At 57.9% G+C, this 19,658-nt stretch carries 10 protein-coding genes, 2 tRNA genes and 4 rRNA genes; 8 read left to right on the top strand and 8 right to left on the bottom strand.

Annotated elements, in window-relative coordinates:
- Positions 1 to 13 precede the first annotated feature (13 nt).
- On the bottom strand, positions 14 to 907 hold the full coding sequence (locus PSH81_RS00650; protein WP_305391823.1) for a TauD/TfdA family dioxygenase: 894 nt from the start codon (positions 905 to 907) through the stop codon (positions 14 to 16).
- Between the two features lie 332 nt (positions 908 to 1,239).
- On the opposite strand from PSH81_RS00650, the gene PSH81_RS00645 reads away from it, so the two are divergent.
- The 5 genes from PSH81_RS00645 (at position 1,240) to PSH81_RS00625 (ending at position 7,855) form a co-directional block, all read left to right on the top strand.
- Positions 1,240 to 1,950 (top strand): GntR family transcriptional regulator, encoded by a 711-nt coding sequence (locus PSH81_RS00645; RefSeq protein ID WP_305391822.1) that lies wholly within the window; start codon positions 1,240 to 1,242, stop codon positions 1,948 to 1,950.
- A 349-nt stretch (positions 1,951 to 2,299) separates the two neighbouring features.
- Positions 2,300 to 3,058, top strand: coding sequence for a DUF3050 domain-containing protein (locus PSH81_RS00640; protein WP_226456603.1), 759 nt, complete (start codon positions 2,300 to 2,302; stop codon positions 3,056 to 3,058).
- Complete coding sequence (locus PSH81_RS00635; RefSeq protein ID WP_305391821.1) at positions 3,055 to 4,002, top strand: diiron oxygenase; 948 nt, start codon at positions 3,055 to 3,057, stop codon at positions 4,000 to 4,002. The genes PSH81_RS00640 and PSH81_RS00635 overlap by 4 nt, the downstream gene beginning before the upstream one ends.
- Positions 3,999 to 7,376 (top strand): amino acid adenylation domain-containing protein, encoded by a 3,378-nt coding sequence (locus PSH81_RS00630; protein ID WP_305391820.1) that lies wholly within the window; start codon positions 3,999 to 4,001, stop codon positions 7,374 to 7,376. The genes PSH81_RS00635 and PSH81_RS00630 overlap by 4 nt, the downstream gene beginning before the upstream one ends.
- Before the next feature lie 20 nt (positions 7,377 to 7,396).
- On the top strand, positions 7,397 to 7,855 hold the full coding sequence (locus tag PSH81_RS00625) for an SRPBCC family protein (protein ID WP_226456600.1): 459 nt from the start codon (positions 7,397 to 7,399) through the stop codon (positions 7,853 to 7,855).
- Positions 7,856 to 7,892: 37 nt separating this feature from the next.
- Here PSH81_RS00625 and PSH81_RS00620 read toward each other — a convergent pair whose 3' ends face one another.
- Complete coding sequence (locus PSH81_RS00620; RefSeq protein WP_192298587.1) at positions 7,893 to 9,773, bottom strand: methyl-accepting chemotaxis protein; 1,881 nt, start codon at positions 9,771 to 9,773, stop codon at positions 7,893 to 7,895.
- A 280-nt stretch (positions 9,774 to 10,053) separates the two neighbouring features.
- Here PSH81_RS00620 and PSH81_RS00615 point away from each other — a divergent pair, with 280 nt between their 5' ends.
- The 3 genes from PSH81_RS00615 (at position 10,054) to PSH81_RS00605 (ending at position 14,129) form a co-directional block, all read left to right on the top strand.
- Positions 10,054 to 10,569: a sigma-70 family RNA polymerase sigma factor gene (locus tag PSH81_RS00615; protein ID WP_226456599.1), complete on the top strand. Its 516-nt coding sequence runs from the start codon at positions 10,054 to 10,056 to the stop codon at positions 10,567 to 10,569.
- Complete coding sequence (locus PSH81_RS00610) at positions 10,566 to 11,549, top strand: FecR domain-containing protein (protein ID WP_226456598.1); 984 nt, start codon at positions 10,566 to 10,568, stop codon at positions 11,547 to 11,549. Before PSH81_RS00615 ends, PSH81_RS00610 begins: the two co-directional genes overlap by 4 nt.
- Before the next feature lie 93 nt (positions 11,550 to 11,642).
- Positions 11,643 to 14,129, top strand: coding sequence for a TonB-dependent siderophore receptor (locus PSH81_RS00605; protein ID WP_305391819.1), 2,487 nt, complete (start codon positions 11,643 to 11,645; stop codon positions 14,127 to 14,129).
- Between the two features lie 72 nt (positions 14,130 to 14,201).
- On the opposite strand, the gene rrf (PSH81_RS00600) is transcribed toward PSH81_RS00605, so the two are convergent.
- The 6 genes from rrf (PSH81_RS00600) to PSH81_RS00575 all read right to left on the bottom strand — a co-directional run bounded on the left by rrf (PSH81_RS00600) (position 14,202) and on the right by PSH81_RS00575 (position 19,629).
- Positions 14,202 to 14,317: ribosomal RNA gene (rrf, locus tag PSH81_RS00600) — 5S ribosomal RNA — on the bottom strand.
- Between the two features lie 109 nt (positions 14,318 to 14,426).
- Positions 14,427 to 14,542: ribosomal RNA gene (gene rrf / locus PSH81_RS00595) — 5S ribosomal RNA — on the bottom strand.
- Positions 14,543 to 14,691: 149 nt separating this feature from the next.
- Positions 14,692 to 17,583, bottom strand: a 23S ribosomal RNA gene (locus tag PSH81_RS00590).
- A 247-nt stretch (positions 17,584 to 17,830) separates the two neighbouring features.
- Positions 17,831 to 17,906, bottom strand: a tRNA-Ala gene (locus PSH81_RS00585).
- Positions 17,907 to 17,936: 30 nt separating this feature from the next.
- Positions 17,937 to 18,013, bottom strand: a tRNA-Ile gene (locus tag PSH81_RS00580).
- Positions 18,014 to 18,095: 82 nt separating this feature from the next.
- Positions 18,096 to 19,629, bottom strand: a 16S ribosomal RNA gene (locus PSH81_RS00575).
- The 16S, 23S and 5S rRNA genes sit together here with 2 tRNA genes alongside, the layout of an rRNA operon.
- Between the last annotated feature and the right edge of the window lie 29 nt (positions 19,630 to 19,658).

The raw sequence follows: 19,658 nt of genomic DNA, 5'->3' as shown, positions 1-19,658 counted from the left end.
GTCATACTCCGGATCAGAAAGGCGCGTCGCCCTGGATGGTGGTGCGAAAGAGTTTGCGGCGCAGGTGGCTCGGGCAACCGGCGGCCAGGTGGATCAGCGAGCGGTTGTCCCAGAACACCAGGTCGTGGGGCTGCCATTGATGCCGATAGATGTTCTGCGCCAGCACGCTGTGGGCGTAGAGCTGGGCCAGCAGGTCGCGGCTTTCGTCTTCCGGCAGGCCGACAATGCGGGTGGTGAAGCCTTCACTGACGAACAGCGCCTTGCGGCCGTTTTCCGGGTGGGTGCGCACGATCGGGTGGACCACTTCGGCAACCTGAGCGAGTTGCTCGGGGGTCAGGGTGGGACGCCAGTTGCCTTCGAATTTGCTCTCGCTGTAACGCGCCGTGTAGGAGTGCGCGGCGCTGCGGCCTTCGACGGCTTGGCGCAGGTGCGCGGGCAGTTGGTCCCAGGCTTTGTGCATGTCGGCGAACAGCGTGTCGCCGCCTTCGGCGGGCAGTTCCTGGGCGTGCAGCATCGAGCCCAGGCTCGGCAGTTCTTTATAGGACAGGTCCGAGTGCCAGAACTTGCCCGCGTCCCCCAGGCCGATGGATTGGCCGTTTTCGATGATGTTGGAGACGATCAGGATTTCCGGGTGGTTGGCCAGCAGGAACTGTTTGAGCACGTGGATCTGCAACACGCCGAAGCGGCGGCTGAAGGCGATCTGTTGTTCGGGGGTGATGCGTTGGTCACGGAACACCACGACGTGGTGGTCCAGGTGCGCGCGATGGATGCGGGCGAAATCTTCGTCGCTGACAGGTCGGGCCAGGTCCAGGCCGATGATCTCGGCGCCGACGCTACCGGGCAGTGGGCGAATCTCGAAAGCTTGGGCGGTGGAGGTCGCTGTTGGAACAGTAGAGGTGGCGGACATGAGGTCACTCCCGGTCAGACAGGGAAATGACTTTATAGATATAAGAACTGCATTTTAAATACCGTTAGCGAATATGCATATGCGCAATCCAGCGGGACAACTCCTTGCCGTATGGCGGTCAAGGCATAAACGAGGGCGACGCCGCGCTCAGTTCATAGCACTATGACGCTGGCGTGTAAGACGCTGCAAATCCTTGATGTGGGCGCCTGGAACCGCGTGTTTAGCCACTTACAAGCCGCAAATCTTGCCTGTTTGACAAGCCATTGGGCAGTCTCTAGTGTTCTTTGGATCCAATTGTTTCAACCCATTCTAATAAGGAGGACAGCGTAGTCGTGACGCAGAAGCCGAACCCTTTGAGCAGTATCAAAGTCAGCGGACCCATTCCCGCCCATCTTGCCCGCTCCGTGATTGAAGAAACCTTGCGTAATGCGATCCTCGATGGCCGATTGCCTTGTGGTACTGCCATGCGCCAGCAAGAGCTGGCCAGCCTGTTCGGGGTCAGCCGCATGCCGGTGCGCGAGGCCTTGCGTCAGCTCGAAGCCCAATCATTGCTGCATGTGGTGACGCACAAGGGTGCCGTGGTGGCGCCATTGATCGAAGACAATTCGGCGGAGACCTACGCCCTGCGCATGCTGCTGGAGTCTGAAGCGCTGCGCTTGTCGATCCCGTTGCTCACCGAGGCTGACATCGCCGAGGCAGACGCCTGCATCAGTGCCCTGGAGCGGGAAAAAGACTATTGCGAGATGGGCCGCCTCAATCGCCTGTTCCATATGGCGCTGTATGGCAAGGCCCCCAATCAGCGTCTGCTTACGTTGGTGGAACACGGTTTGAACGAGGAAGAGCGCTTCCTGCGTTTCAACCTTGAGGCGATGGGGCTGGGCGAGACGTCCCAGGAAGATCACCGTGAACTGCTGAGCCTGGTGACGCAGAAGAAAGTCGACGAAAGCGTGCTGACGCTGCGCAATCACCTGACCCGAGGCATGGAAGTGATCACCACTTACCTGGCCGGTCTTGATGCCGCTGGCAAGAAAGACCCACGCTAGTCGGTTCAACGCCGCGCGGGGCAACTTTCCAATTAAGGAAGCCCCGCAACTAAACCCATAAACTTAATTAAGCCCGCAACCAACCGGGAAGTTTCCCACATTTAACCCTGCAAGTTACCCACGCCAAGTAACTTCCCGAAAAAACATCTCATACATTCATAAGCTCATCCAAGTGTTTAATCGGCTTATCATCTTTCGAATAAACCAAACACTCCAGCCGGCCGTGCCAGCGTGCGCATGAGCCGGTGCCGTATACGGTTTGTTTACGCGTTATCAACGCCACTCTCGTCTGTAAAAGAATAGCCACCACTGCTGTCACTGCAGTTGCAACAACTCATAGGCATCAACCATGCATCAAGTTTCGCTGGAACAAAAAAGGTTACGGCTGTGCAGTCATCCGTTATTTATCGAAATCAATTCACTCAGCAAGTTACAACTTTTCATGCAAAGCCATGTATTCGCGGTCTGGGACTTCATGACCCTCACCAAGCGCCTGCAACGGGACCTGACGTGCACCCGGCTACCCTGGCTCCCACCGACCGACCCCGAAGCGGCACGACTGATCAATGAGATCGTGTTGAGCGAGGAGTCCGACCAGCACCCCGACCGCGGTCATTGCAGCCATTTTGAGCTGTACCGGGACGCCATGGTCGAAGTCGGCGCCAGCACCGTCGCGATCGATACCTTCATTACCCTGCAACGCCAGGGCGTGGACGCCGGTACCGCGCTGCAACGGATCAACGTCCTGCCGGGGGTGGCGCGCTTTGTTGCCGCTACCTTGCACATCGCGCTGAACGCGCCGACCCATTGTGTGGCCGCGGCGTTCCTGCATGGCCGGGAGAGTGTCATCCCGGCCATGTTCGAACGCTTGCTGCGGGGCAGTGAAATCATCAGCCGCCAGGCGCCCACCCTGAGCCAGTATCTGCGCCGTCATATCGAGCTGGACTCCCAGGACCACGAACCGGGAGCCCTGCGTTTGCTGCAACGCCTGACCGGCGCAGACCCCCAGCGCCAGCAGCAAACCGAGGATACCGCCCTGGATGTGGTCAACAGCCGCATTGCGCTGTGGGACGACATACATGCTTCATTGCAGGAGGCACATCCATGAACTTCAGCGACTACCACAGCGCTGCCGAAGACTGGGAACGCCACGCCACCATCCGCACCCGCCCGCGCCGCATGCTGGAAGACGACGACAAACTGATCTACCCGCTGGCGCGCCAGCCACTGGCGCTCAGTGCAACCTTTACCGAACAGTGCCCGCAGTGGCGCGATTTCGTGCTAACCCAGAGCTTCTACAAATACATCAACGACGTGGTGATTTTCGAGACCGAGATCGTCGACAAGACCGCACGCAGCATTGCCAAGAACCGCTTCTCGCTGCCCTTCCCGCCCGCCTGCCGCTACGACGCGATGACGGTGGTGGTGGATGAGGACTATCACGCCCTGGTCGCACTGGATTTCCTGCAGCAGGCCGTGACAATGACCGGCCTCCAGCCGCTCGAGTTGCCGTCACAGATCGAACTGAGCCGCGCCCTGCCCCTGGCGCAGGCCTTGGCCCCGGCTCACCTGCGCGATGCCGTGGAACTGATCGGCGTAGCCATCGCCGAAAATACCATCACCCATGATGTGGCGGCGTTCGCCAAGGACCACAGCATCAAGGCCTCCGTCCGTGGCTTGATGGCCGATCATCTGTGCGACGAAGGCCGCCACGCGCAGTTCTGGACACGCCTGGTGCGCCTCTACTGGCAGGCGGCAAGCGCAGCCGACCGTGACACCATCGCCCACATCCTGCCCACGTTCCTGGCGCACTACCTGACCAACGACCTGCAGCAGCGCTTTGATCTGCAACTGATCGAACACCTGGACGTTGACGCGAGCGTGCGCCACGCCCTGCGCGATGAAATAAACGCGCTGGTGTTCCCGATTACCCGCCAACACCCGCTGGTCGGCAACATCATGGGGTTCCTGCACCGCAGTGGTTTGCTGCAGACGCCCAGCGTGGCCCAGGCGCTGGGCGACTACCTGCCGTGCGCCGGGAGCCCGCGATGAGACGCCTGATGATTGGCTGGGTCGGTGTCAGCAAAGCGCTGGAGGCCGTGAGGCAATGGGTCGAGCAGTACGGTCATGGGCCTGGGCATGAGTTGGCCGATCTGGTGATCGAAGACGGCAGCCAACCGCTGCCGACACACCTGGCGCACGCGCCGCGGCTAAGCCTGCGCCTGGGCGTTGGCCCGCTGAACGAATCCGGCCTGCCCGCCCTGCAACTGCGCAGCTATGACCGTGAACAGCGGTTGCTGGCGACCCAGGACGTGCCCGAAGAGCCCAGTGGTAACGGCCAGCGCTTGCATCGACAGGCGACGGACACGCTGGCGCAATGGGTTGCCCTGCACGTCAGCGGTCTTGCCCGCGACCCTGGGTACCTTGCCCAGCCAACCTGCGCCAACCGTTGGCCGGAACAGGGCTTGCAAGGCCTGGACGCGCTGGCATTCATGCACAGGTTCAATCGCACCGCTGACCCAACGCTGCGGCAAGCCGCCCAGGTGCCGATGATCGAACGGTTGCAGGTCAGCCTGCGGACCTTCGCCGGGCGGCCGGCCCTGAATATCGCGGGCGAGGTGCTGACTTATCGGCAATTGCACCGTCAGGCATTGGCGATCCAGCAGCAGTTGAGGCCACTGCTGGCCGATCTCGAAGTACCGGCAGTGGTCGGCGTGTGCCTGGAGAAATCCGCAGCGCTCTATGGGAGCCTGCTTGCGCTGCTGGGCTGTGGCGCAGTGTACCTGCCGCTGGCACCGGAGCATCCGCCACAGCGCCAGCAGGCCCTGCTGGAAAGCGCTGGGGCCAAGGTGTTGCTCGACGACGGCCGACACCCGCTGCGCGGGCAATTCGTTGCGCTGGATGTGAGCCGCGCCGGCGACGCGGGCATCGACACCACGCAATCGTTGCTGCTGCAGCGCCCCAACCTGGATGCGCCCTGCATGGTGCTGTTCACCTCAGGCACCAGCGGCCGCCCCAAGGGCGTATTGCTCAGCCAAGGCAACCTCGCACATTTCACAACATGGTTCACCACTCGCATGGCACTGGGTGAAGAGAGCCGCGTGCTGCAGTTCGCCTCACTGGGGTTCGACGCTTCGCTGATGGATATTTTCCCCAGCCTGATCGCCGGCGCGCAGTTGATCGTGCCCAACGAGGCGCAACGGCTGGATCCCCATCAGTTGGTCGCACTGATCCGCGAGCAACGCGTCAGCCATGGGTTCCTACCGCCGGCGGTGCTCAGCCTCCTGCCGCCCGATCTGCCCCTGGGCCTGCAACACCTGCTGACCGGCGGTGAAGTCTGCGAGCCCCACGTGATCGAGCGGTTGGCTGGCCAGTGCCAATTGCACAACCTCTACGGCCCCACCGAAGCCACGGTGCTGGTCACCCATCGGCGGCTGCAAGCGGGGGACAGCAATTGCAACGTGGGCTGTCCCATTGCCAACAGCCAGGTACTGATCCTCGACGACGACCTGCAACCGGTGGACGAACAGGTGATGGGCGAGTTGTACATCGTCGGTCCTGGGGTAAGCCTGGGGTATGTGGATGCCGCGCAATCGAGCGATAACCCTTTCGTGACCCTGGCGCTGCCCGACGGCCAGGCTGTGCGGGCGTATCGCAGTGGAGACCTGGCGCAGTGGACCGCTGACGGTATCGTCCTCGGTGGCCGACGCGACGGGCAGGTGAAGATCCGCGGCTTCCGGGTCGAACCGCAGGAGGTGGAGCAATGCCTGCGCGACAGCCGGTTGTACCGCCAGGTGGCGGTGGTGGTGGATGCCGAGCAGAGAATCCGTGGCGTTGTCGCCCGGCCGGAACCCGGTGCCACACTGTGCGCACTCAAACAGCACGCACGGCAGTGGCTGCCGGATTATCTGCAACCGGACGTGTGGACGCAGTTGCCAAGCCTGCCGTACGCCAGCAACGGTAAGGTCGACCGCCAGGCGTTACTGGGCTTGCCGGTTCAAGCCACGTCGATCGGCTCGGACCAACCCGCGCAAACACCTCTACAAACGCAGCTGGCAGATCTGTGGAGCGAACTGTTGCAAGTGCCCGTGGCGCAGTTGTCGATCGACGACAGCTTCTTCAACCTCGGCGGCCATTCGATTCTGCTCTCGACGTTGTTGCTGCGCATCCGCGAGCGGTTTGGGCGCAGCCTGGCATTGAACCGTTTCTTCGAAGTGCCGACGATTCGCACGCTCGCGTTGCTGATGGCAGATGACGTGTTGCCCTGCGCACCGTCCGGCCAGGCCGTGCGCGATGCGCAACGGAGTGTGTCGGTGCGGATGCTGGCCGAGGACCGTGCGGGCGACTGCCGCAAGGTCATCGTTACGGGCGCCAACAGTTTTATCGGCGTGCATATCGTCGAGGCGTTGCTGGCCGGTGGTGCCACGCAGGTGGCGTGCCTGGTGCGCGAACTGCCGGGGCATTCGGCCCTGCAACGCTTCAACCAGGCCCTTTGCGAATACCGCTTGGAACACCTCGACCTGAGCCGGGTGCGGGTATACCCCGCCGACATCAGCCAGCCGCGATTAGGCCTGGACGACGCGGTGTACAACGAGCTCGCCAGGGGCTTTGGTGCACTGGTACACAACGCCGCGCAGGTCAACCATGTGCTGGACTACGGCGCACTGGCCGGGGATAACGTCGAACCCGTGCTGGAATGCCTGCGCCTGTGTGAAACCGGGAGCAAGAAGGTGTGCAATTTCATCTCGACGCTGTCGGCATGCAGCGCTATGGACGCCGCAGGACACATCCTCGAAGCGCCCGCCGCGAGCAGCCTGCCGCTGTACATCAAGAACGGTTACAACCTGTCCAAATGGGTTGCCGAGCGCCTGATCGGCCGCGCGGTGGCGCAAGGCGCCTGGGTGAATATTCATCGCCCGGGAAACATCAGTTTCAACAGTCGCAACGGGGTGTGCCAACCCCAGAAGAACCGCCTGATGTTGATGCTCAAGGGCTCGCTGCAATTGGGTTTGCTGCCGCGCCTGGCGGTGAACTACGACTTGATGCCGGTGGATTTTTTCGCGCGTTTTCTCGCGTTCCACTGCGGCCGATTTGAGTGCGGGCGAAACGTGTTCAACCTGCATAACCCGCAGCCCCTGAGCTGGGACCACTATCTCGATGCCTTCAGCCTCGCCGGCTTCCGGTTCGAGCGTGTCAGCGTGGCCTGCTGGCAGCACGCGCTGCACACCGTCAGCGCCGACAACGCGTTGTTCGGTGTGTTGGGTTTTTACCTGGAAGGCCTGGGGGAAGACATCGGCGACACCTCGATGATCCATCACGACAACGCGCGGCGGGGGGTGCAGGCCATGCACGCGCAGTACCCCGAAAAAAGCCCGGCGTTGTTGCGCAAGGGTTGCGACTACCTCAAGGCCATCGGCTTTCTCTGAACCCTACCAGGACATCCCCCATGAAACCGCTGCAACCCGATACATTGATCCGCAACCCCGACAGCGCACCGCAGGTAGCCTCGGTGGTAGTCGCCTGCGAAGCCACCCGGCTGTGGGGCTTGGTAGGTCAGTTCGCAGGCTTCGATAAGTTCATTCCTGCCCTCTCGCACATTACGATGACCGGAGAGGGCATCGGCGCATTGCGTACGAAATTTTTCCGCGATGGGCACTGCGTCGTCGAGCAACTCAACAGCCGTGACGACGACGCCATGTACATGACCTGGACCGCCCTCTACAACACGTTGGGAATCGCCAGGCTGTGGGCGTCAATGCGTGTGGAAACACTGGGCGAGCGATGTGCCAGGGCGACCTGGACCATTGTTGCCGAGCCGGTAGATGCGGCGCAGGCGGGGTTTGAGCAGTTTGTGCAGACGTTTGCCGACAGCGCCCTGGAGAACGTACGGCGGATGCTCGACTGAGCGGCAGGAGCGAGAACACTCGCTCCTGCGCACATCGTCAGATCTTGAAGCTATCGACCAGTTGCTTCAAGCGACTGGCCTGCTGGGACAACGCGTCGCAATCCTTCAACGTTTCGTTGAGATTGCTGACGCCTTGCTGGTTCAGCAGGTTGATCTGGTTGATGTCGACGTTGAGGGTTTCCACTACGGCGGTCTGCTCCTCGGTGGCAGCTGCGACCGATTGGTTCATGCCGTCGATCTCGACAATCCGCTGCGTCACGCTGACCAGGCGCTCACCGGCCTGGTTGGCCACTTCGACGCTTTCTTCGCTGGAAATCTGGCTGGCGTTCATGGTGGTCACCGCTTCACGCGAGCCCACTTGCAGCGAGGTGATCATCTTGTGGATCTCTTCGGCCGACTCCTGGGTACGGTGCGCGAGGTTACGCACCTCGTCGGCAACCACGGCAAACCCACGCCCGGCTTCACCGGCACGGGCGGCTTCGATTGCGGCGTTGAGCGCGAGCAGGTTGGTCTGCTGGGAGATGCCTTTGATCACATCGAGAATGTGGCCAATGTTGTCGGTGCTCGCATTCAGGGTTTCGATCTGCGTGCAGGACAGGCTGATCTTTTGCGAGAGTTCCGACATCGCCAGGATGGTTTGCTCCACCACTTTGCGTCCATCGTCGGCCTGTTCACTGGCACCGCTGGCATGCTGCGAAGCATCGGCGGCGTTGCGCGCGATTTCCTGGGTGGCGGCCCCCAGTTCGTTGATCGCCGCCGCCACGCTGTTGGTGCGGGCGCTTTGCTCGTCGGAACCGATGATCGACGCGTTGGACGAGGCCATCACGCGCTGGGACAAGTCATGTACCTGGCGCGTCGCCGATGACACTTCGGAGATGGACGCGTGGATACGTTCGACGAACTGGTTGAACGCACTGCCGACCTCGCCAAACTCGTCTTTGCTGGTCACGGCCAGGCGGCGGGTCAGGTCGCCCTCGCCCTGGGCGATGTCCTGCATGGCAACGCCCATGGTGGTCAGGGGTCGCAGCAACACTTGGATCAACAGGCTCAAGAGCACGGCAATCGCCACTACGGCAATCAGCATCGCAATCAACGCGGAGGTGCGGAATTTGCCCAGAGGTGCGTAGGCCTTGTCTTTGTCGATCGACAGACCGATGTACCAGTCAGCGCCAGGCAAGCCGCTGATCGGGGTGAACGACAGGATGCGATCCTGACCGTTGAGCACCACGTCCTGGTTGAGCTTCTCGATGCGCAGTTGGGCGCCCGGGTAGATGTCCTTGAGGTTTTTCATCACCTGGTCCTGGTCCGGGCTGACGATCACCTGACCGTCACCGCTGACCAGGAATGCGTGGCCGATGCCGCCGAAATCCACCGAGTTGATGATCTTCACCAGGGTTTGCAGGCTCAAGTCGCCGCCAACCACACCGAGCAATTCACCGTTCTTTTTCACCGGCATGGCGATGGTCACGATCTGCCCACCCACGGCGGCCATATACGGCGGCGTGAGCATGGGTTTACCGGCGGCTACAGCCTGCTTGTACCAAGGGCGCTGACGCGGGTCGTAGTCGTCGGGCATCTTGGCATCAGGGCGCTGGGTGAATACGCCGTTGGTTTGGCCGACGTAGGTGAACTGGAAGTTCGAGGTGAAGGCCGGTTGATCGACCAGGCCCGGAAGGTCAGCCCCCGCGCCTTGGTGCGCGATGTTTTGCGTAAGGTTTTCTAGCACCAGAATTCGCCCGCTGAGCCAGTTTTGCACGCTGCTGGCCGTGAGTTCACCGGATTGCTGGATAGACGACTCCAGGTTTTGCTTGATGGTGCTGCGCTGCAGGTAGTCGTTGTAGAGCGTGAATAACGCGAACGCTAAAACCACGACGCCTGACGCGGCCAACAGAATTTTATGACTGAACTTGAGATTCATTTCATCGACTTCTTTTTGCCAAAGGGGGGTTAGCGTGCCGAGTGGAGCATTCCATGTTGCGGCATAGATCGTCTTTGTAGCCGCTCTATTTCGGTGCACGCATGGCTCATCAGGCTTTCGGCCAAATCAGGGTAAAACTTAGGCCGCTGTAAGGTGTTTCCTCATTTTATGTAGGAAACCGACAGGCGGTTGCCGTACAGGGATCAGAGTTGCAAATTTTTTCAGCCTCCCAAACAATGCGACTAATTATCATTTGTAACGTTTGGCCGAGCCCGTGTGAATGGCATCCTCCGAGTACATCCCGTGTGAAAGTGTCGTGCAGACGCTTTACCGCACCCATCACAACTGGCTGAACACCTGGCTGCGCGGGCGTTTGGGCAATGCCGCGGATGCTGCCGACCTGGCGCAGGACACCTTTGTGCGTCTGCTGCAGAAGACCGAGCGTTTTGAACTCAAGACGCCGCGTGCGTTTTTACGCACCATCGCCCGCGGCCTGGTGATTGATCACTGGCGCCGCGAAGAAATCGAACGGGCTTACCTTGAGTCCATCGCCCATCTGCCCGAGGGATTAGCGCCCAGCGCTGAAGCCCGTGCGCTGGTGCTGGAGTTGTTGGAAGAAGTTGCTCGACTGCTTGAAGGACTGAAGCCAAAGGTACGCAAGGCATTTCTGCTGGCGCAGTGCGATGGACTGACTTACAAGCAGATCGCGCAGCAGATGGGCGTGTCGCTGCGGTCCGTCGAGCGTTACGTTGCGCAGGCGCTGTACCACTGCTATGTGCTGCGGTATGAAACATGACGCCGATGAACAACGCGGTGCGCCCAAGCCCCAGTCCCGAGGCGGTCAAGCAAGCCATCAACTGGTCGCTGCGCTTGCGCAACAACCGCGCCAATCCAAAGCTGCGCGCGCAATGTGCAGACTGGCGTGAGGCCCACGGCGACCATGAGTTGGCCTGGCAGCGGGTGCAGGCGTTGCAGCAGGAATTGAGTGGCCAACTGGCGGCGATTCCAGGGGCGCATGCGGCGCTGGAAAACAGCGCACAGGGCTTGGGCCGACGGCAGGCGCTGAAGGTGTTGTCTGGCGTGCTGCTGGTGGGTACGGCGGCGTGGGTAAGCCGGGATCTGACGGGCTGGCAACGCTGGACCTGCGACCTCGCGACTGCCACCGGCGAACGCCGTAGCGTGCAATTGCCCGACGGGACTCGCTTGCAACTCAATACCGACAGCGCCGTGGACCTGCATTTCAACCCGCAGCAGCGATTGATCACGCTGGTACGTGGGGAGGCCCTGGTGACGTGCGGCGCAGTTCGGTCGACGCCTTTGCTGGTGCAAACGCGGCATGGCTTGTTCGAAGGCATCGACGGCCGCTTCGCCGTTCGACAGGACAGTGCCTGCACGCGGTTGAGCGTGGTCAGCGGCAATGTGGTCATTCATTCACCACATGGGGCAAAAGGGCTGTCGACCCAGGTGCACGCAGGAGAAAGCTACCTCGTGCGTCAGACCGAAGCTATCCCCGCCGCGCCTTTGGACATGGACATTGGCGCCTGGGCCGATGGACTTATCGTGACACGCAGCATGCGCCTCGACGCTTTCCTGGCAGAAGTCGGGCGTTATCGTCATGGCTACCTGGGTTGCTCGGCAGACATCGCCGATTTGCGGCTATCGGGCGTTTTCCGTTTAGAGGACACCGATAAATTGTTGGCGATCCTGCCGCAAACGCTGCCGGTTCAATTGCGCTACCGCACCCGCTGGTGGGTGAGCCTGGATCGATCAGCCTGAACTTCAAGGTTTTTTTGGCGGCTTTTTTCCGTGAGTCCGGCTTAGACAGTAAGCCTTTCAATCTGCCCTCAACGGCCTCTACGGATCTTGACCATGACTGTGCGTTTTCCCTGTAATTCTTCCTATTCATTGCTGAGTAAAGCCGTACGTGTGGCGCTGCTATCGACAGCGATGGGCCTACACGTATTGCCCTTCACTGCCATGGCCGCAGACGCGAGTGCCGAACGCCCCCATCAACGCTATGAGATCTCCGCAGGCCCACTGACCGAGGTGCTGAATCAGTTTGCCCGACAGGCCGGCATCATGCTTTCCAGCACACCTGCGCACACCCAGGGCCTGCATTCGGCAGGACTGCGCGGCGACTATTCGGCCAGAGACGGCCTGAATCTTTTGCTCCGTGGTTCTGGGTTGCAGGCGGTTTCCGAGGATGACGTCAGCTTCACAGTGCAAGTGACGCCGGAAGATAGCGCACTTACCCTGCCAACCACCGACATCAAGGGCTTTGCGCTGGGTAATGCCCTGGGCAGCATGGAAGGCTACAACGCGACTCACAGCCAGATTGCGACCAAAACCAGCGCCGCTTTGCTCGAGACCTCGCAAACCGTCTCGGTGGTCACGCGCGAGCAGATGGACGACCAGGGCTCCCAGACGGTAGCCCAGGCCATGCGTTACACACCAGGCGTATTGACCAACCCCTATGGGGCGACACACCGGTACGACTACGTGGCAATGCGCGGCTTCAACGACGGCTCGGTAGACAACATTTACCTGGACGGGCTCAAGTCCATGGGCGACAGCGGCACCTACAGCACGATGCAGGTTGATCCGTATTTCCTCGAGCGGGTGGATATTCTCAAGGGCCCGTCTTCGGTGCTGTACGGGCGCAGTTCGCCGGGCGGGCTGGTGGCACTGACCAGTAAGAAGCCGTTGTTCGAGCCCTATCATCAAGTACAAGCGACTGTAGGAAGCAACGGGCAACGAGGCATGGGGTTTGACTTCAGTGGGCCTGTGGATGACGACAAGCGGATTGCCTACCGACTGACAGGTTTGACGGATAAGTCCGACACCCAGTTTGACCACGCCAAAGAAAAGCGCTTTGCACTGGCACCGACCGTGAGCATCGACTTCACCGATGATACGTCGCTTGTACTCCAAGCGTACCTCCAGCACGACCCTGATGGGGGTTATCACGGGGGCATGCCGGCAGATGGTGCGTTGCATCAGCGTAACGGCCAGCGAATCTCCAGCCATTTCTTCGAAGGTGAACCTGGGCTCGACGGCTACAAGCGTGATCAGCAGTCGTTTGGCTATCAATTTGAACATCGCTTCAATGATGTCTTCACTGCGCGGCAGAACTTTCGCTATCTGGACTCCAAGGTGCGGCTGGATCAGGTCTACGCCTATGGCTGGAGCACGCCGACCGGCAACGAGCTGAACCGCTACTACTCCGGAGGGGACGAGAAGCTGCATGCGTTCATCATCGACAACATGCTACAGGCGGAGTTTTTTACCGGCGCAATCAAGCAGACCGTATTGATGGGGGCGGATTATCAGCGACGTAAAACCGTAGTGGACTGGACTAGCGGATCGCTGCAACCGATCGACGCGTTCAGCCCTGTTTATGGTAATTCGGCGATCAGCTATTACAGCCCGACCAGCTACCTACGACGGCTGGAGCAGACCGGTGTCTATCTGCAAGACTTGGTCGAAATGGATAAATGGCGGTTTTCCCTCGGGCTGCGCCAGGACTGGGTAGAGACTTCCGACGAGAACCGAGTCGCTGAGACCGGGCGGCCGGCAGGCACGCAAATCAGTGATAAACGGACCAAGCTGACTGGGCGTGCAGGTGCGTTGTATCTGTTTGATAACGGCCTGGCGCCCTACGTCAGCTATTCCGAATCCTTCAATCCCAACTCCTATTCCGATAGCACAGGTAACCCGTTGGCGCCTACTGACGGGACGCAGTGGGAGGTGGGGCTGAAGTATCAGCCGCCGGGTACAGACAACCTGTTTACCGCGTCGTGGTTTCGCATCGATCAGGAGAATCTGGCGACCAAACTACCGCAGGAGAACTTCTATCGTGCTGTAGGTGCTGTTCGCTCGCAGGGGCTTGAGTTGGAAGCACACATGCAAGTGAGCGAAAACCTGAAGCTGTTGGGCAGTTATACCTTCACTGACATCAAATACACGAAGTCGATGGTGAGTACTTTGAGTACGGCTGACAATCTGATCGAGAACGAGGGTAACTCTCCGACCCAGGCACCTCGCCACATGGCATCGGTGTGGGCTGACTACGCATTCAATAGTGGAGCCCTGGACGGATTGCGACTCGGGGGCGGCTTGCGGTATGTGGGCTATAGCTGGGCGGATGCGGAAAACACGATGAAAGTCCCGTCCTATACCTTGCTTGATGCTTCGGTGGGGTATGACCTGGGCAAGATCGGATTGAAGGGCGTGGATGTACGGATCAATGCCAACAATCTGACCAATGAGACGTACGTGGCGTCGTGTGCCAGCCTGAACTTCTGTTACCTGGGGGAAGAGCGCAATGTGAGCGCTACAGTCAGCTATCAGTTCTGATCCGTTACGGTTCAAGGCCCTTAAACGACAAAACCCCTGTCTGCGTTAGCAGACAGGGGTTTCGGAATTCAATCTTGACGATGACCTACTCTCACATGGGGAAACCCCACACTACCATCGGCGATGCATCGTTTCACTGCTGAGTTCGGGATGGGATCAGGTGGTTCCAATGCTCTATGGTCGTCAAGAAATTCTGTGTACCGGACCGTTGCGTTAGCAACGTGCCAGTGAAATTCATGGACTTCTACATAAACAAAACCCCTGTTTGCGTTAGCAAACAGGGGTTTTGGAATTTAATCTTGACGATGACCTACTCTCACATGGGGAAACCCCACACTACCATCGGCGATGCATCGTTTCACTGCTGAGTTCGGGATGGGATCAGGTGGTTCCAATGCTCTATGGTCGTCAAGAAATTCGGGTACTGAGTCGTGGCGTATGCCCCGCTTCAGCAAATTGGGTATGTGATAGCTTTCGGTGTTTTGTGAGCGTCGAACTTTCGGTTCATTTCGTCTTCACACACCGCAATCTGGCCTTTCGACGCAAATTGCTTGGGTGTTATATGGTCAAGCCTCACGGGCAATTAGTATTGGTTAGCTCAACGCCTCACAGCGCTTACACACCCAACCTATCAACGTCGTAGTCTTCGACGGCCCTTCAGGGAACTCAAGGTTCCAGTGAGATCTCATCTTGAGGCTAGTTTCCCGCTTAGATGCTTTCAGCGGTTATCTATTCCGAACATAGCTACCCGGCAATGCCACTGGCGTGACAACCGGAACACCAGAGGTTCGTCCACTCCGGTCCTCTCGTACTAGGAGCAGCCCCTCTCAAATCTCAAACGTCCACGGCAGATAGGGACCGAACTGTCTCACGACGTTCTAAACCCAGCTCGCGTACCACTTTAAATGGCGAACAGCCATACCCTTGGGACCGGCTTCAGCCCCAGGATGTGATGAGCCGACATCGAGGTGCCAAACACCGCCGTCGATATGAACTCTTGGGCGGTATCAGCCTGTTATCCCCGGAGTACCTTTTATCCGTTGAGCGATGGCCCTTCCATACAGAACCACCGGATCACTAAGACCTACTTTCGTACCTGCTCGACGTGTCTGTCTCGCAGTCAAGCGCGCTTTTGCCTTTATACTCTACGACCGATTTCCGACCGGTCTGAGCGCACCTTCGTACTCCTCCGTTACTCTTTAGGAGGAGACCGCCCCAGTCAAACTACCCACCATACACTGTCCTCGATCCGGATAACGGACCTGAGTTAGAACCTCAAAGTTGCCAGGGTGGTATTTCAAGGATGGCTCCACGCGAACTGGCGTCCACGCTTCAAAGCCTCCCACCTATCCTACACAAGCAAATTCAAAGTCCAGTGCAAAGCTATAGTAAAGGTTCACGGGGTCTTTCCGTCTAGCCGCGGATACACTGCATCTTCACAGCGATTTCAATTTCACTGAGTCTCGGGTGGAGACAGCGCCGCCATCGTTACGCCATTCGTGCAGGTCGGAACTTACCCGACAAGGAATTTCGCTACCTTAGGACCGTTATAGTTACGGCCGCCGTTTACCGGGGCTTCGATCAAGAGCTTCGCGTTAGCTAACCCCATCAATTAACCTTCCGGCACCGGGCAGGCGTCACACCCTATACGTCCACTTTCGTGTTTGCAGAGTGCTGTGTTTTTAATAAACAGTCGCAGCGGCCTGGTATCTTCGACCGGCATGAGCTTACGGAGCAAGTCCTTCACCCTCACCGGCGCACCTTCTCCCGAAGTTACGGTGCCATTTTGCCTAGTTCCTTCACCCGAGTTCTCTCAAGCGCCTTGGTATTCTCTACCCAACCACCTGTGTCGGTTTGGGGTACGGTTCCTGGTTACCTGAAGCTTAGAAGCTTTTCTTGGAAGCATGGCATCAACCACTTCGTTACCTAAAAGGTAACTCGTCATCAGCTCTCGGCCTTAAGATCCCGGATTTACCTAAGATCTCAGCCTACCACCTTAAACTTGGACAACCAACGCCAAGCTGGCCTAGCCTTCTCCGTCCCTCCATCGCAATAACCAGAAGTACAGGAATATTAACCTGTTTTCCATCGACTACGCTTTTCAGCCTCGCCTTAGGGACCGACTAACCCTGCGTCGATTAACGTTGCGCAGGAAACCTTGGTCTTTCGGCGTGGGTGTTTTTCACACCCATTGTCGTTACTCATGTCAGCATTCGCACTTCTGATACCTCCAGCAAGCTTCTCAACTCACCTTCACAGGCTTACAGAACGCTCCTCTACCGCATCACTTACGTGATACCCGTAGCTTCGGTGTATGGTTTGAGCCCCGTTACATCTTCCGCGCAGGCCGACTCGACTAGTGAGCTATTACGCTTTCTTTAAAGGGTGGCTGCTTCTAAGCCAACCTCCTAGCTGTCTAAGCCTTCCCACATCGTTTCCCACTTAACCATAACTTTGGGACCTTAGCTGACGGTCTGGGTTGTTTCCCTTTTCACGACGGACGTTAGCACCCGCCGTGTGTCTCCCATGCTCGGCACTTGTAGGTATTCGGAGTTTGCATCGGTTTGGTAAGTCGGGATGACCCCCTAGCCGAAACAGTGCTCTACCCCCTACAGTGATACATGAGGCGCTACCTAAATAGCTTTCGAGGAGAACCAGCTATCTCCGAGCTTGATTAGCCTTTCACTCCGATCCACAGGTCATCCGCTAACTTTTCAACGGTAGTCGGTTCGGTCCTCCAGTTAGTGTTACCCAACCTTCAACCTGCCCATGGATAGATCGCCCGGTTTCGGGTCTATTCCCAGCGACTAGACGCCCTATTAAGACTCGCTTTCGCTACGCCTCCCCTATTCGGTTAAGCTCGCCACTGAAAATAAGTCGCTGACCCATTATACAAAAGGTACGCAGTCACAGAACAAAGTCTGCTCCCACTGCTTGTACGCATACGGTTTCAGGATCTATTTCACTCCCCTCTCCGGGGTTCTTTTCGCCTTTCCCTCACGGTACTAGTTCACTATCGGTCAGTCAGTAGTATTTAGCCTTGGAGGATGGTCCCCCCATATTCAGACAAAGTTTCTCGTGCTCCGTCCTACTCGATTTCATGACTAAGAGATTTTCGCGTACAGGGCTATCACCCACTATGGCCGCACTTTCCAGAGCGTTCCGCTAATCTCAAAGCCACTTAAGGGCTAGTCCCCGTTCGCTCGCCACTACTAAGGGAATCTCGGTTGATTTCTTTTCCTCAGGGTACTTAGATGTTTCAGTTCCCCTGGTTCGCTTCTTGCACCTATGTATTCAGTACAAGATAACCATCTTATGATGGCTGGGTTCCCCCATTCAGACATCTCCGGATCAAAGTCTGTTTGCCGACTCCCCGAAGCTTTTCGCAGGCTACCACGTCTTTCATCGCCTCTGACTGCCAAGGCATCCACCGTATGCGCTTCTTCACTTGACCATATAACCCCAAGCAATCTGGTTATACTGTGAAGACAACATTCGCCGAAAATTCGAATTTCTCAACTAAGAGAACTCACAAATTTTACCTTAGCCTGATCCGTTACCAGTGAAAGTAACGTTCAGTCTATCTTTCTATCACATACCCAAATTTTTAAAGAACGATCTAATCAAAGACTAGAAATCAACATTCACCATCGTCACGATGGAATGCTCATTTCTAAGCTTTCAACAAACAGAAGCAGTAGTGGTGGAGCCAAACGGGATCGAACCGTTGACCTCCTGCGTGCAAGGCAGGCGCTCTCCCAGCTGAGCTATGGCCCCGTATTTCTACAGGCGTTTCCCACACAAAATTGGTGGGTCTGGGCAGATTCGAACTGCCGACCTCACCCTTATCAGGGGTGCGCTCTAACCAACTGAGCTACAGACCCAATTTCGGGCTGCTTCTTTATCGTCTTCTTCAATGAATCAAGCAATTCGTGGGGAACTTATGGAGCAGCTGATGTCGTCGATTAAGGAGGTGATCCAGCCGCAGGTTCCCCTACGGCTACCTTGTTACGACTTCACCCCAGTCATGAATCACACCGTGGTAACCGTCCTCCCGAAGGTTAGACTAGCTACTTCTGGTGCAACCCACTCCCATGGTGTGACGGGCGGTGTGTACAAGGCCCGGGAACGTATTCACCGCGACATTCTGATTCGCGATTACTAGCGATTCCGACTTCACGCAGTCGAGTTGCAGACTGCGATCCGGACTACGATCGGTTTTATGGGATTAGCTCCACCTCGCGGCTTGGCAACCCTCTGTACCGACCATTGTAGCACGTGTGTAGCCCAGGCCGTAAGGGCCATGATGACTTGACGTCATCCCCACCTTCCTCCGGTTTGTCACCGGCAGTCTCCTTAGAGTGCCCACCATTACGTGCTGGTAACTAAGGACAAGGGTTGCGCTCGTTACGGGACTTAACCCAACATCTCACGACACGAGCTGACGACAGCCATGCAGCACCTGTCTCAATGTTCCCGAAGGCACCAATCCATCTCTGGAAAGTTCATTGGATGTCAAGGCCTGGTAAGGTTCTTCGCGTTGCTTCGAATTAAACCACATGCTCCACCGCTTGTGCGGGCCCCCGTCAATTCATTTGAGTTTTAACCTTGCGGCCGTACTCCCCAGGCGGTCAACTTAATGCGTTAGCTGCGCCACTAAAAGCTCAAGGCTTCCAACGGCTAGTTGACATCGTTTACGGCGTGGACTACCAGGGTATCTAATCCTGTTTGCTCCCCACGCTTTCGCACCTCAGTGTCAGTATTAGTCCAGGTGGTCGCCTTCGCCACTGGTGTTCCTTCCTATATCTACGCATTTCACCGCTACACAGGAAATTCCACCACCCTTACCATACTCTAGTCAGTCAGTTTTGAATGCAGTTCCAGGTTGAGCCCGGGGATTTCACATCCAACTTAACAAACCACCTACGCGCGCTTTACGCCCAGTAATTCCGATTAACGCTTGCACCCTCTGTATTACCGCGGCTGCTGGCACAGAGTTAGCCGGTGCTTATTCTGTCGGTAACGTCAAAACAGATACGTATTAGGTAACTGCCCTTCCTCCCAACTTAAAGTGCTTTACAATCCGAAGACCTTCTTCACACACGCGGCATGGCTGGATCAGGCTTTCGCCCATTGTCCAATATTCCCACTGCTGCCTCCCGTAGGAGTCTGGACCGTGTCTCAGTTCCAGTGTGACTGATCATCCTCTCAGACCAGTTACGGATCGTCGCCTTGGTGAGCCATTACCCCACCAACTAGCTAATCCGACCTAGGCTCATCTGATAGCGCAAGGCCCGAAGGTCCCCTGCTTTCTCCCGTAGGACGTATGCGGTATTAGCGTCCGTTTCCGAACGTTATCCCCCACTACCAGGCAGATTCCTAGGCATTACTCACCCGTCCGCCGCTCTCAAGAGAAGCAAGCTTCTCTCTACCGCTCGACTTGCATGTGTTAGGCCTGCCGCCAGCGTTCAATCTGAGCCATGATCAAACTCTTCAGTTCAAACATCTTTGGGTTTTTAAGAAACCCTA

Origin of the sequence: Pseudomonas sp. FP2335, from assembly GCF_030687535.1 — a bacterium.
Taxonomy (GTDB): domain Bacteria; phylum Pseudomonadota; class Gammaproteobacteria; order Pseudomonadales; family Pseudomonadaceae; genus Aquipseudomonas.
Note: the sequence above shows the minus strand (reverse complement) of the source record. Positions and strands in the feature narration are given on the sequence as shown.

What these genes read in the sequence shown, in the direction of transcription:
- PSH81_RS00650 (WP_305391823.1), bottom strand. Translation starts at nt 907, where the DNA reads ATGTCCGCCACCTCTACTGTTCCAACAGCGACCTCCACCGCCCAAGCT.
- PSH81_RS00640 (WP_226456603.1), top strand. Translation starts at nt 2,300, where the DNA reads ATGCATCAAGTTTCGCTGGAACAAAAAAGGTTACGGCTGTGCAGTCAT.
- PSH81_RS00635 (WP_305391821.1), top strand. Translation starts at nt 3,055, where the DNA reads ATGAACTTCAGCGACTACCACAGCGCTGCCGAAGACTGGGAACGCCAC.
- PSH81_RS00630 (WP_305391820.1), top strand. Translation starts at nt 3,999, where the DNA reads ATGAGACGCCTGATGATTGGCTGGGTCGGTGTCAGCAAAGCGCTGGAG.
- PSH81_RS00625 (WP_226456600.1), top strand. Translation starts at nt 7,397, where the DNA reads ATGAAACCGCTGCAACCCGATACATTGATCCGCAACCCCGACAGCGCA.
- PSH81_RS00620 (WP_192298587.1), bottom strand. Translation starts at nt 9,773, where the DNA reads ATGAATCTCAAGTTCAGTCATAAAATTCTGTTGGCCGCGTCAGGCGTC.
- PSH81_RS00615 (WP_226456599.1), top strand. Translation starts at nt 10,054, where the DNA reads ATGGCATCCTCCGAGTACATCCCGTGTGAAAGTGTCGTGCAGACGCTT.
- PSH81_RS00610 (WP_226456598.1), top strand. Translation starts at nt 10,566, where the DNA reads ATGACGCCGATGAACAACGCGGTGCGCCCAAGCCCCAGTCCCGAGGCG.
- PSH81_RS00605 (WP_305391819.1), top strand. Translation starts at nt 11,643, where the DNA reads ATGACTGTGCGTTTTCCCTGTAATTCTTCCTATTCATTGCTGAGTAAA.